12 protein-coding genes are annotated in these 13307 nt (G+C 62.7%); 7 read left to right on the top strand and 5 right to left on the bottom strand.

What is annotated here, in order from left to right; translation table 11 throughout:
• Nucleotides 1-138: 138 nt before the first annotated feature.
• Nucleotides 139-1419 (bottom strand): glycerate kinase type-2 family protein, encoded by a 1281-nt coding sequence (locus HQ843_RS13580; RefSeq protein WP_180897816.1) that lies wholly within the window; start codon nt 1417-1419, stop codon nt 139-141.
• A 209-nt stretch (nt 1420-1628) separates the two neighbouring features.
• Between HQ843_RS13580 and HQ843_RS13575 the strand changes: the two genes are divergently transcribed.
• Together HQ843_RS13575 and HQ843_RS13570 are read left to right on the top strand one after the other, a co-directional pair.
• On the top strand, nt 1629-2966 hold the full coding sequence (locus HQ843_RS13575; RefSeq protein ID WP_180902201.1) for a glycosyltransferase: 1338 nt from the start codon (nt 1629-1631) through the stop codon (nt 2964-2966).
• On the top strand, nt 2953-3711 hold the full coding sequence (locus tag HQ843_RS13570; RefSeq protein WP_180897817.1) for an HAD-IIB family hydrolase: 759 nt from the start codon (nt 2953-2955) through the stop codon (nt 3709-3711). Before HQ843_RS13575 ends, HQ843_RS13570 begins: the two co-directional genes overlap by 14 nt.
• Before the next feature lie 334 nt (nt 3712-4045).
• Here HQ843_RS13570 and HQ843_RS13565 read toward each other — a convergent pair whose 3' ends face one another.
• Nucleotides 4046-4327 (bottom strand): BolA family protein, encoded by a 282-nt coding sequence (locus HQ843_RS13565; protein ID WP_180897818.1) that lies wholly within the window; start codon nt 4325-4327, stop codon nt 4046-4048.
• 108 nt (nt 4328-4435) lie between these two features.
• On the opposite strand from HQ843_RS13565, the gene HQ843_RS13560 reads away from it, so the two are divergent.
• The 4 genes from HQ843_RS13560 (at nt 4436) to HQ843_RS13545 (ending at nt 8981) form a co-directional block, all read left to right on the top strand.
• Nucleotides 4436-5074, top strand: a complete 639-nt coding sequence (locus tag HQ843_RS13560; protein WP_180897819.1) for a J domain-containing protein — start codon at nt 4436-4438, stop codon at nt 5072-5074.
• A 70-nt stretch (nt 5075-5144) separates the two neighbouring features.
• Nucleotides 5145-6137, top strand: a complete 993-nt coding sequence (gene cobS / locus HQ843_RS13555) for a cobaltochelatase subunit CobS (protein WP_180897820.1) — start codon at nt 5145-5147, stop codon at nt 6135-6137.
• Nucleotides 6138-6147: 10 nt separating this feature from the next.
• Complete coding sequence (gene cobT / locus HQ843_RS13550) at nt 6148-8046, top strand: cobaltochelatase subunit CobT (RefSeq protein ID WP_180897821.1); 1899 nt, start codon at nt 6148-6150, stop codon at nt 8044-8046.
• On the top strand, nt 8043-8981 hold the full coding sequence (locus tag HQ843_RS13545; RefSeq protein WP_246710106.1) for an esterase-like activity of phytase family protein: 939 nt from the start codon (nt 8043-8045) through the stop codon (nt 8979-8981). Before cobT ends, HQ843_RS13545 begins: the two co-directional genes overlap by 4 nt.
• 24 nt (nt 8982-9005) lie before the next feature.
• Here HQ843_RS13545 and amyA read toward each other — a convergent pair whose 3' ends face one another.
• Nucleotides 9006-10493, bottom strand: a complete 1488-nt coding sequence (amyA, locus tag HQ843_RS13540; RefSeq protein ID WP_180897822.1) for an alpha-amylase — start codon at nt 10491-10493, stop codon at nt 9006-9008.
• A gap of 186 nt (nt 10494-10679) precedes the next feature.
• On the opposite strand from amyA, the gene HQ843_RS13535 reads away from it, so the two are divergent.
• Nucleotides 10680-12113, top strand: a complete 1434-nt coding sequence (locus HQ843_RS13535; protein WP_180897823.1) for a mannitol dehydrogenase family protein — start codon at nt 10680-10682, stop codon at nt 12111-12113.
• Here the strand turns inward: HQ843_RS13535 and HQ843_RS13530 are convergent.
• Entirely contained in the window at nt 12103-12735 is a 633-nt protein-coding gene (locus HQ843_RS13530; protein ID WP_180897824.1) for a VUT family protein, read from the bottom strand. The genes HQ843_RS13535 and HQ843_RS13530 overlap by 11 nt on opposite strands.
• Nucleotides 12736-12831: 96 nt before the next feature.
• Nucleotides 12832-13128 carry a 50S ribosomal protein L28 gene (rpmB, locus tag HQ843_RS13525; RefSeq protein WP_180897825.1) on the bottom strand — a complete coding sequence of 99 codons (297 nt, stop codon included), beginning with the start codon at nt 13126-13128 and terminating at the stop codon, nt 12832-12834.
• Nucleotides 13129-13307 lie beyond the last annotated feature (179 nt).

Raw genomic sequence — 13307 nt, 5'->3', positions numbered from 1 at the left:
CCGCGCGGGCCTGATGCGAAAATGTGGGAATATGGTTACCAAAGGGTAAAGCGAGACAAACATAGAGCCGGGCGCAAGGCGCATAGGGTCGGACGATACTGCGGCCGGCGCGCCAAAGCCGCCTTGCGCGGCGCAAATTCAAAGGATCAGGATAGCCCGAAAATCATTGACATTGGTCAGCGTCGGCCCGGTGATCACCTGGTCGCCCAGCGCCTCGAAAAATCCGTGACCGTCATTGTCGGCAAGCGAGGCGCGGGCATCGAGGCCGAGCGATCGCGCGCGTTCGAGCGTGTCAGGACCGATCACGGCGCCTGCCACCTCCTCCCGGCCGTCGACGCCGTCGGTGTCGCCGGCAAGCGCGTGGACGCCCGCAAGCCCGTTGAGTTCGACGGCAAGCGACAGCAGAAACTCGACATTGCGCCCGCCGCGGCCTTCGCCCCTGACGGTCACGCTGGTCTCGCCGCCGGAGAGGATGATCGCCGGCCGTTTTGCGGGCACGCCGTGGTTGACGATCGCGCCTGCGATGCCGGCATGGACGATGCCGACATCCTTGGCCTCGCCCTCGATCGTATCGCCGAGCACCAGCACGTCGAGCCCGGCCTCGCGGGCGATGTCGGCGGCGGCCTCCAGCGACATGAACGGGGTCGCGATGATGTGGTTTTCGGCCCGCGCCAGACGCGGATCGTCGGGGGCGACGCAGCGCGCGGCCGCCGTGCCGAAATGGCGGGCGACATGGTCGGGCACATCGATGGCGTAGCGTTTCAGGATCGCCCGCGCATCCTCCACCGTGGTCACCTCGCCGACCGTCGGGCCGGAGGCGATGATCGCCGGATCGTCGCCCGGCACATCGGAGATCAGAAGCGTGTGGCAGCGGGCGGGGTGGATGGCGGCGGCAAGCCTGCCGCCCTTGATCGCCGACATGTGCTTGCGCACGCAATTGACCTCGTCGATCGACGCGCCGCAGCGCAGCAGCGCCTTGTTGAGGGCGATCTTGTCTTGAAGCGTCACCCCTTCCGGCGGCAGCGACAGCAGGGCCGAGCCGCCGCCCGAGATCAGCACGATCACCAGATCGTCTTCCGTAAGGCTAGAGACCGTTTCCAGAATCCGTTTCGCAGCCTTTTCGCCGGCTTCATCCGGCACCGGGTGGGACGCCGAGAGGATTTCGATCCGCTCGCAGGGCGCTTCATGGCCGTAGCGGGTCACGACCACGCCTTCGAGCGGCCCCTGCCAGCAAGCCTCCAGCGCTTCCGCCATGCGCGCCGAGCCCTTGCCGGCCCCGACAACCACGGTGCGGCCCTTCGGCGGCTCCGGCAGATATCCGGCGAGCTGTTTCATCGGATCGGCGGCGGCCACGGCGGCATCGAAAAGCATACGCAGGAAAGCGCCGGGTTGATCTTCGAAATTGATACGGGAATTCATGGGGTTTTCCTCATGCGGCTGTTCCCCTATGTTCCACATAACCTCGGATCGCTCAAGTTTGTTCGGAACACTTTGCTCCGGTTGTGCGTTCGGAGAACAGCGGGTCGTGCGCCCGGACGATTCTTTTCGCCTCTCTGTGCCCAGCCGCCATGACAGAACCGAATCCGCGCAGCCACGCCACGCTCTATTTTTGCAAGGAAGGATTGATGATGGCAGATAATAACGGGTCCGGTAAATATCCCAATATCGCGCTTGTTTCCACGCATGGATATGTTGCCGCAGATCCGCCGCTTGGCGCCGCCGATACCGGCGGACAGGTCGTATACATTCTTGAACTGTCGAAAAAACTCGCCCAGCTCGGCTTTTCCGTCGATATCTACACCCGCCGGTTCGAGGATCAGCCGGAGATCGACGAGGTTGACGAGCGTGTCCGCGTGGTGCGCATTCCCTGCGGCGGCAAGGACTTCATTCCCAAGGAATATCTCTACAAGCATCTGCTGGAGTGGAGCGAGAACGCGCTGCGCTACATGCGCGAACACGACCTCCATTATACCTTCATCAACTCCCACTACTGGGACGCCGGCTATGCCGGCCTGCGGCTCGCCGAGGCGCTTCATATTCCCCATCTGCACACGCCGCATTCTATCGGCCTGTGGAAGAAGCGGACGATGGAGACCGATTATCCGGACAAAAAGGAGCAGTTCGAGAAGGACTTCAACTTCACCGAACGGATCAAGCATGAAAACAAGATCTACCGCGCCTGCGACAGCGTGATCGCGACCACGCCGATCCAGGTCGACATGCTGGTGGAGGATTACGGCATCCGCGAGGACCGGGTCTACATGATCCCGCCCGGCTATGACGACAACCGCTTCTACCCGGTTTCCGGCGCGACCCGGGGCATGCTGCGCGAACAGTTCGGCTTCAAGGGCAAGACCGTGCTGGCGCTCGGCAGGCTTGCCACCAACAAGGGCTACGACCTCCTGATCCAGGCGTTTTCGGTAATGGCCGAGCGTGTTCCAGATGCCGAGCTCCAGCTTGCCGTCGGCGGTGCGGACATGGATGAGCTTGAAACCAAGATCCTGAACGAGCTCAAGGCGCTGGTGACGGAACTGGGGCTCGAGGACAAGGTTCATTTCTCCGGCCATGTCTCCGACGAGGCCCTGCCCGACATCTATCGCGCGGCCGACATGTTCGTGCTTTCAAGCCGCTATGAGCCGTTCGGCATGACCGCGATCGAGGCGATGGCATCGGGTACGCCGACAGTGGTCACCACCAATGGCGGGCTTTACCGCGCGATCAGCTTCGGGCGACACGCGCTGTTTGCCGACACGTTCGACAAATACGATCTCGGCATCATGATGATGAAGCCGTTCAAGCACCAGCGGCTCTATAACCGCCTGGCCCGCATGGGAGCGCACAAGGCGCGCAGCCTGTTCACCTGGACCGGGATCGCGCAGCAATTGATCTCGCTGGTGGAAGGCCGCCCGATGCGGCAGTCCTTGGAGGACAGCGACTGGGCCGAACCCTGGCATGACGGCGACTGAGGCGATGGCAATCCGGCTTTTCTCATCCGATCTCGACGGCACGCTTGTCGGCCACAATGGCTCGACGGAACGTTTCCGCCGGGCCTTCGATGCCATGCCCGAAGCCGAACGACCGCTGCTGGTCTATAACAGCGGGCGGCTCGTCAACGACATTCGCGAGCTGATCGGCATGGTCGGCCTGCCGGAACCCGATTTCCTGATCGGCGGCGTCGGCACCATGGCGCATGACCACCGTGCCGGCCTGCCCGTTGGCGGGTTCGACGATTTCATCGGCAGTTCGTTCGATGCGGAAAAGGTCGAGCGGATCATGAACAGCATCCCCGACGTGACCCGCCAGCCCGACCGCTACCAGCACGGCTACAAATCGAGCTGGTACCTGCAAAACGCCAAGAAGAGCCGGCTCAAGGTGATCGAGGAGGCGCTGACCACCAAAGGCCTGGAGGTCAAGCTGGTCTATTCATCGGCGCGCGATCTCGACATCCTGCCGCGCAATGCCGACAAGGGCGCCTGTCTTTCGTGGCTGTGCCAAAAACTCGGCATCGCCCATGACGATGTCGTGGTTGCCGGCGACACTGGCAATGACAGCGCGATGTTTGCGGTGCCCGAGGTGCGCGGCATCATCCCCGCCAACGGCCATGACGACCTGCGCGCCCTGGCGAAAAGCAATGGCCGGATCTACCAGGCCCGCGGCGAAATCGCCGACGGCGTGATCGAGGGGCTCAGGCATTTCGGGGTCGCGATTTAAAGCCCGAAACCAGCGACGACGGGGCCGCGATCGCCTGGAAGAACAGGCCCGTGCGCCGCATTCTGTTTGTTGACACCCCCCTGCGCAATCACGGCGTCGCCTCCCTCTCCACCGTCATACCGGCCTTGAGCCGGAATCCAGCAAGCGCCGAATCCTTGCGCGCGAAGGTACTTTTCTCGCCTCGCCACAAGCGGCCCTGGATCCCGGCTCAGGGCCGGGATGACGAATGGGCTTGAGGAGAACTTTGTCAGAAATTCGAACGGAAAAGCGCGCCCCGCTTTTTCCTCGGGCGTCGCTGTTCACATGGTCCGTCACGCCATTCGGCTGGGCTTTGCTACCACCGCGTCGGCTCGCCGGGCGCGGCGGCTTCGATCGCCAGCGCGTGAAGGCCATCGGCGAATTCGGGGCCCAGTGCCTCATTGACGGCACGATGTCGTGCGATGCGGCTCATCCCTTTGAACTTGCCGGATACGATCCTGATCCTTAAATGGGTGATCTCGGGAGCGTCCGGCTCATCGTAGTGGCCGGCATGTTGCGCGCTCTCGTCTTTCAGAATCAGCCGTTCGGGACGGAAGAGTGTGGTAAGTCGGTCTTCGATTTTGGCGGCCATCGTCATCGATCTGCTCCTCATTTGCGGCTGAAGCGGTAACAGTCCAGAAAGCCTGTAACAAACCCCGTTGTCAATTCTTGTTGTGGCGGGAACGTAAGGTCATAATCAAGCGTCATGAATCTCGATTCCAAATATTTCGACCGCCTCCGCACCAAGCGCAAGGGTCCCGCCTCGGCAAAGCCAGAGCAGGAGACCACTGTGCCCGAGTGCCAGTGGGACGGCTGCCACAAGCCCGGAAAGCACAAGGCCCCTGTCGGCCGCAATGCCGAAGGCCAGTTTTTCCTGTTCTGCTTCGAGCATGTGAAAACCTACAACAAGGGCTATAATTATTTCGAGGGCCTGTCCGACAGCGATATCGCGCGCTACCAGAAGGAGGCGCTCACCGGCCACCGGCCGACATGGACCGTCGGCGTCAACGGCGATACCCGCAAGACGCCCTTCCATGGCTCGAAGAAAGCCGGCAATGCCGCTTCGGCGGCGCGCCTGCGCGACCCGTTCGGTTTCGTCAACGACGGCAAGGATGGCCGGCCGCTACGGCCGAAGCGCGAGCGCAAGCTGAAGACGCTCGAAGCCAAGGCCTTCGACACGCTGAATCTGACCGCGACGGCCACCTCCGACGATATCAAGAAGCAATACAAAATGCTGGTCAAGAAGCATCACCCGGATGCCAATGGCGGCGATCGCGGCTCGGAGGAAACTTTTCGTGCCGTGGTGCAGGCATACCAATTGTTAAAGCAGGCCGGCTTCTGCTAGGAACACTTCTATCAAAAGCAGATAAAAGACCGTTGAGCGGCTTTTTCCCAGGAGCCGCGCTGGAGAAATGATGAGCAAGATCGATCTTGACTACTCGAACCTGCCGGACATCACCGTCTCGGTTCGTGAAACCTTCGGCCTCGATGTCGACCTGAAAGTCCCGGCCTATTCGACCGATGACCCTTACGTTCCCGACCTCGATCCCGATTACCTGTTCGATCGCGACACCACGCTCGCCATTCTCGCGGGCTTTGCCCATAACCGCCGCGTGATGGTTTCCGGCTATCACGGCACCGGCAAGTCCACCCATATCGAACAGGTCGCCGCCCGCCTGAAATGGCCGTGCGTGCGCGTCAACCTCGACAGCCATGTCAGCCGTATCGATCTCGTCGGCAAGGATGCGATCGTGGTCAAGGACGGGCTGCAGGTCACCGAGTTCAAGGACGGCATCCTGCCCTGGGCCTATCAGCACAATGTCGCGCTCGTCTTCGACGAATATGACGCCGGCCGGCCGGACGTGATGTTCGTGATCCAGCGCGTTCTGGAATCCTCGGGCCGGCTGACGCTGCTCGACCAGAGCCGCGTGATCAGCCCCCACCCGGCCTTCCGCCTGTTTGCGACCGCCAACACGGTCGGCCTTGGCGACACCACCGGGCTTTATCACGGCACCCAGCAGATCAACCAGGCCCAGATGGACCGCTGGTCGCTGGTCACCACGCTCAACTACCTGCCGCATGAGCAGGAGGTGAACATCATCCTCGCCAAGGTCAAGAGCTTCGCCAAGACCCCCGAGGGTCGCGAGACCGTCTCCAACATGGTGCGCGTTGCCGACCTCACCCGTTCGGCCTTCGTCAACGGCGATCTTTCGACGGTGATGAGCCCGCGCACGGTGATCAACTGGGCCGAGAACACCGAGATCTTCGGCAATGTCGGCTTCGCCTTCCGCGTCACCTTCCTCAACAAGTGCGACGAGCTGGAGCGCACGCTGGTGGCCGAGCAGTATCAGCGCGCCTTCGGCGAGGAGCTGAAGGAAAGTGCCGCCAACGTCGTGATCAGCGCCTGAGGAAATTTTCATGGCCGGTCCCGGCGACAACCGAAAATCCAACCCGTATGCACCGGTCGATCTGGAGCCGCTGCATCGCGCCGTTTCCGGCTGCGTGCGCGCGATCTCCGGAGAGCGGGAGGCCGAGGTCGTGTTTTCGCGCGACCGGCCGGGGATGAGCGGCAACCAGATCCGGCTGCCGGAATTCTCCAAGCGCCCGACGCCCGAGGAACTTGCCGTGGTGCGCGGGCTTGGCGATTCGATGGCGCTCAGGATGGCCTGCCACAATCCGGTGACCCATGCGCATATGTCGCCCGGCGGCACCGAGGCGCAGGCGATTTTCGACGCCGTCGAACAGGCGCGGATCGATTCGATCGGCGCAAAACGCATGCCCGGCATGGCGAAGAACCTTGCCGCCATGCATGCCGAGAAATATGAAAAGGCCAATTTCGCCGCCATCGACCGCAAGGAGGACGCACCGGTTTCCGAGGCGGTCGCCATGCTGGTGCGCGAAAAGCTGACAGGCGAAAAGCCGCCGGATTCGGCCGGACAGGTGCTCGATTTCTGGCGGGAGTTCATCGAGGACAAGGCCGCCGTCGATCTTGACCGGCTGCAAGGCTCGATCGACGATCAGGACGCCTTTGCCCGGGTTATCCGCTCGATGCTGTCGTCGATGGAAATGGCCGATGACTACGCCGGCGACGATCTCGAAAACGACGACGAGGAGGAAAACCTCTCCGACGACGAACAGCCGCGTTCCGAACGCGAAAACGACGAGCAGATGCAGGAGGAAGCCGGCGAGGATTCCGCCTCCGCCGATGACAGCGACAGCGCCGATGAGGAGATGGACCAGGGCGAACTCGACGGCGCGGAAGTGGCCGATACCGATCTCGACGACGAGGCCGATCCGGATTCCGAGGTCGCCGGCGAGACCAAGCGCCCCAACACCGCCTTCGACGATTTCAACGAAAAGATCGACTACCGCGTGTTTTCGACCGAATTCGACGAGGAAATCACCGCCGAGGAATTGTGCGACGCCGAGGAACTGGCGCGCCTGCGCGCCCATCTCGACAAGCAGCTCGCCCATCTTCAGGGCGCGGTCGGCCGCCTTGCCAACCGGATGCAGCGCCGGCTGATGGCGAAGCAGAACCGGTCCTGGGATTTCGATCTCGAGGAAGGCTACCTCGATACCGCCCGGCTGGTGCGCATGGTCATCGACCCGATGCAGCCGTTGTCCTTCAAGATGGAGCGCGACACCCAGTTCCGCGACACCGTGGTGTCGCTGCTGATCGACAATTCCGGCTCGATGCGCGGCCGCCCGATCACGGTCGCGGCCACCTGCGGCGATATTCTGGCGCGCACGCTGGAGCGCTGCGGCGTCAAGGTCGAGATCCTGGGCTTTACCACCAAGGCCTGGAAGGGCGGGCAATCGCGCGAAAAATGGCTCGAAGCGGGCAAGCCCGCGGCACCCGGCCGGCTCAACGATCTGCGCCACATCATCTACAAATCCGCCGACAGCCCCTGGCGGCGCGCGCGCGCCAATCTCGGCCTGATGATGCGCGAGGGGCTGCTCAAGGAAAACATCGACGGCGAGGCGCTGATCTGGGCCCATGACCGGCTGATGGCAAGGCCCGAACAGCGCCGCATCCTGATGATGATCTCAGACGGCGCGCCGGTCGATGATTCGACGCTGTCGGTCAATCCCGGCAATTTCCTGGAGAAGCATCTGCGCGCGGTGATCGAGCATATCGAAACTCGCTCGCCGGTGGAACTGCTGGCAATCGGCATCGGCCACGACGTCACCCGCTATTACCGCCGCGCCGTCACCATCGTCGACGCCGACGAACTGGCCGGCGCGATGACCGATCAGCTTGCGGGTCTGTTCGAGGAACAGGCGGCCGAAGCGCCGAAGCGCCGCCGCGGTCGATGATACGCGCCCTCCTGCTTGCCCTGACGCTGTTTAGCGCGCATGCCTCGGCTGCGGATGTCTCCGTCACGCGGATCGAAAACTTCGCCAGTGATCCGGCGATAACCCGCTTCGGTCAGCTGGAATTCGTCGGCGGCCTCAGGCTTTCCGGCCTTCATTCGATGTCTTCGATCCGTTTCCTGCCCGGCGGCCAACGCTTCATCGCGGTGGCCGATGACGGCCACTGGATCGACGGCAACATCGAGCGAGATCGCGCGGGCCGGCTCTCCGGCGTTGCCGACGTAACCGTGACGCCGATGAAGAACACCAGGGGCGTCCACGCCGAAAAAGCCGCCATGGATGCCGAGAGCATGACCATCAAGGGCGACCGGATACTTGTCGGTTTCGAGGGCAAGCACCGGATCGATCAGTATCCGCTGCAAGGCCACGACAGCGCGACCGCGAAGCCCGGCCCAAATTTCCTGATCCCGGTCTCGGAGCTGCGCGCCAATGGCAGCCTCGAGGCGCTGGCGACGAATGCCGAGGGCCGCACGGTGGTGATCACCGAAAAGAGCGTCGATGCCGACGGCAACCTGTTCGCCGCGACCATCTCCGGCCCCGACACGGGTATTTTCAAGGTGGTGAAGCGACAGGACTTCGACGTCACCGACGCCGCCTTCCTGCCGGATGGCGACCTGCTGCTGCTGGAACGGCGGTTTTCGCTTCTGGCCGGCATCGGCATGCGCATCCGCCGCATTGCCGCCGACGATATCCGTCCCGGCGCTGTGGTCGACGGGTCGGTCGTCATGCAGGCGAGCGGCGCGAACCGGATCGACAATATGGAAGGCCTGGACATTGTTCCCATGCCCGACGGCAGCCTCCATCTGATCATCGTCTCGGATGACAATGACTCGATGCTGCAGGAAACGCTGATGCTGGAGTTCCGGCTGGCGAAATAGGATTTCCGTCCTATCAGGTCGGGCCTACAGACTGTCTTCGCGCACCCACACGCTCACGCTGCCGCCATTGACCGGAAACCTCGCCCTGCCGTGTTCGTCGGCGGGCACCGTCTCCTCGCGATGGCCGAGGAAATCGCGGAAGGTCGCGCCCTTGTGCCCCTCTCCGAGGTCGATCGCCTTGGCGGTTTCGCCGCCATTGGTCAGCACCGTCACCGAACCCGGCGCCTCATCGGTTCCGTGGCGCACGATCGCCAGGCAATGGGGATCGTCGAAAATGTCGGTCTGGCCGCCATTGGCGAATCGACTGCGGGCGGCAATCAGCCCCGGCAGGCATTCAATCTTCGGCATCACGATGTCGTAATCTTCGTCGTCGCCGCCCTTGTCGCGATATTCCGCCCCGTAAAGATCGGCATAGAATATGCTCGGCACGCCCTGCTCGCGCATCAGGATCAGGGCGTAGGCGAGCGGCTTGAACCATGGCTCGACAGCGGCTTCCAGCGATTGCAGCGGCTGGGTATCGTGATTTTCGACCAGCGTGACCGCATGTTCGGGCTGTTCCGACACCAGCGAACCGTCAAAGATCGAACGCATGTCGAAGGAGCCACCGCTGGTCGAGGCCTCGTGGAAGCGATGATGCAGGGCGACGTCGAACAGCAGGAGCTGGCGATCCACGAGGTTCAGGTAATTGTCCAGTGCGCCGATATCGGGATGCCAGTATTCGGCGACGACGAACAGGTCTTCCTTCACATTTTCGCGCATGTGGCCGATCCAGTCGCGGAAGAACCATGCCGGGATATGCTTGGCGGCATCGAGCCGGAAACCGGCGACGGGCACCTGTTCTGAAAACCAGCGACCCCAGTAGTTCAGCTCTTCATAGACCGCGCGGTTGCGGAATTCGACATCGGAGCCGATCAGGTAGTCATAATTGCCAAGCTCGTCGTCGACCTCGTCATGCCATTCGCCCTCGCCATATTCGTTGACGAGACGGAAGACGCCGGTGTCGGTCGGGTCCTCGATGTAATCGACGCCGGTAAAGCACTTCTGGCTCCAGATGAATTCGGAATATTTGCCCTGGCGGCCCGGAAAGGTGAAACGGGTATAGGCGTGGGTATCGAAGGCTTCGTCCTCGATTTCGTTGCGCTCGTCGGGGTTTGCGCGGCGCACCTTGACCGCCTCCCGCTCGTCGCCGCCCATCTTGTGGTTGAACACCACATCGTGGATGGCGCCGATACCATGGTCGGCGAGCGCCCGACAGGCGGCCTCGAACTGGCCGCGATCGCCGTATTTGGTGGCCACGGAGCCCTTCTGGTCGAACTCGCCGAGATCGAACAGGTCATAGCTGTCGTAGCCGACCGAATAGCCGCCGGCGGACCCCTTGTAGGCCGGCGGCAGCCAGACGTCGGTCACGCCGATCTCGGCGAAACTTGCGGCTTTTTCGGCAATCTCGTTCCAGAGCTTGCCGCCGTCCGGATAATACCAATGGAAAAACTGAAGAAGAACGCGTCCGGCCAATGTGCCCTCGCTGAATTCGGAGTGGGGTAGCGCTCAGAAACGATTCGTATCCGGTAAAGTTCCCTGCCGTCGCGCGCGCCCCATTCTGGGTCAATCGCCGCTGACATGCAAACAGGACTTGACCGTCACCGCTGCCCGCCACGATAAGCTTTCGGAAACACCAACAGGCGTTCACGAGGAAAACCGATGCAAGAGACCGTCATCCGCGCCAATTTCGACCCGGCGGCGCTGCGCCCGCGCATCCTCCATATCGGCTTCGGCGCCTTTGCCCGCGCCCATCTGATGGTCTATCTCCAGGAAGGCCTGAACGCGGCCGGCGGCGATTGGGGCGTGGTGGCCTGCCGCCTGAACTCCGGCGCCGCGGAACTGTCGGCGCTCGATGACGCCGGGCGGCGCTATCTGGTGGCCGAGATCGACGGCGACAGCGTGACCGCGCGCGAGATCGCCGTGGTCGTCGGCACCTGCCATCCGGGCCGCGACGGCATTGATTCGCTGCTCGACCTGATTGCCTCCGAACCGCTCTCCGTCATCAGCCTGACGATCACGGAAAAGGGCTATTGCTGCCGCAATGGCAGGCTCGATCTCGACCATCCGGGTATCCGCGCCGATCTCGAAAACCCCGACAAGCCCAAAACCGCGATCGGCGTCATCGTCGCGGGGCTTTCGCGCCGCCGGAACGCGGGCCTCTCCGGTCTCACCGTGCTTTCCTGCGACAACCAGCCCGACAATGGCAGGCTGGTGCGCGCCGCCGTGCTGGCCTTCGCCCATCATCGTGACGGCAGGCTCGCCGACTGGATCGACGCCAATGTCACCTTCCCCGGCACCATGGTCGACCGGGTGGTGCCGGCGCTCGACGGCGAGGGTCGGGCGCTGCTGAAGGAGATCAATGGCGGCAAGGCGGATGACAACGGCATCGTCTGCGAGCCCTTCCGCCAATGGGTGGTCGAGGATGATTTCGCCGCCGGACGCCCGCCCTATGCCGAGGGCGGAGCGATGCTGACCGACGACGTGCGCCCGTTCGAGATGATGAAGCTCAGAATGCTGAACGGGGCGCATACGTTCCTGGCGATGCTCGGAAGCCTTGCCGGGCTGGAGACGGTCGATGCCTGCATGGCCGACCCGGTGTTCCGCAAGGCCGCCCGAAGCCTGATGCTTGACGAACAGCGCCCGACGCTTCCGGCAATCGAAGGGCTCGACATCGAGGCCTATGCCGACGACCTGATCGCCCGCTTCGCCAACCCGAAGCTGAAACACCGCACCGCGCAGATCGCCTGGGACACCAGCCAGAAACTGCCGCAGCGCCTGCTTCATTCGATCGAGGACAATATCGAGGCCGGCCGGCCCTTTCCGCTTCTGGCGCTTGGCGTGGCGGGCTGGATGCGGCTGGTGAAGGTGACGGCGACGGATGGCGGCACGCTCACCGACCCGCTTTCCGCCGATTTGCTGGCGATCGCGCGCGAACGCGACGGCGAGGCGCTGGTCGACGGCCTGATCACCATCGACACGATCTTCGAAAGCGATCTCGCCAACCACGCCGCCTTCCGCGCCGAAATCCTCAAGGCTTACGACAGCATCGTGGAAAACGGCGCGCGCGAATCGGTATCGGCTGCTATCCGTTGACCGTGCGCATCGGCCGCAGCCATGAAATCAGCGCCGCATAGGGCAGCAGCATGATCAGGCTGAAGGCGAGCTTGACCGAGAGATCGCCGAGCGCCCAGGAGATCCAGCGCGGCACGTCGAGCGAAAACACGCCGAAGAGCGGCGCCATGCCGAGCGCGAAATCGTCGTTCGGCCCGATGAAGGCGAAGACGGCGGCGAAGCTGATCGAGAAGAACAGCACCGTGTCGAGCACCGAGCCGAACAGCGAACCGGCAAGCGGCGCCTTCCACCATGTCTGGCGGCGCAGCCGGTTGAAGACCGAGATATCGAGGAACTGGCCGACCAGAAACGCCGTGCCCGAGGCGATCGCGATCCGCGGCGCCGAGGCGTAGAACGAGAAGGCGACGCCGACGACGAAGCCCGCGACCACCACTTTGCGGGCGGCCGACGGTCCGAACTGGCGATTGGTGAGGTCGTTGACCAGGAAGGCGAGCGGATAGGTAAACGCGCCCCAGGTCAGAAGGTCGGCGAGCGAGATGCCGTAAAGCGTTCCCGAAACCGGATACTGGACGAGAATGTTGGAAAGAAGGACGACGCCTGCCATCAGCAGGCTGTAAACGAGCACGGTTTGCGTCTGACGCATTTTTTTATCCTGGGTGATGCCACCAGTTGGAGAACGAATAAAGAGAGCCCTACCGGCTGGCGGCAAGGCTCTCCAGTTTAGTCAGAATGCCTGAAATCAGGCAGCGGCCTGTTCGGCCGTCTTCTTGATGATTTCCTTGCGCAGAAGGCGGGCGCGCGGCGAAAGTTCGCGTTCGCCCGACTTCAGCAGGAATGCGTCGAGACCGCCGCGATGTTCAACGGAGCGCAGAGCAGCTGCCGAAACACGCAGGCGATAGCTCATGCCGGTTGCTTCCGACATCAGGGTTACCCGGCACAGATTGGGAAGAAACTTGCGGCGGGTCTTGTTGTTGGCATGGCTTACATTGTTGCCGGACATCACGCCCTTGCCAGTCAATTCACACATGCGGGACATGGTTTCACCTATTATTCTTCATTGGGCCAAGGCTCTCAACGGGACAGCCACGCCCCGCGATCCAATTGGCGGCTATTGGAAAGTTGCGGTTCTATAATCTCGCACTCATCAAAGGTCAAGGCGATTTGCCGGTTTTTCGCCGGTGGCAAAAAATTTACCGCTGTTTTTTTGAGGCCAGC

Source organism: Martelella sp. NC20, assembly GCF_013459645.1.
In the GTDB taxonomy this organism is placed as follows: Bacteria; Pseudomonadota; Alphaproteobacteria; order Rhizobiales; family Rhizobiaceae; genus Martelella.
The sequence above is the reverse complement of the archived record's forward strand: the minus strand, read 5'-3'. Positions and strand labels throughout refer to the sequence as shown.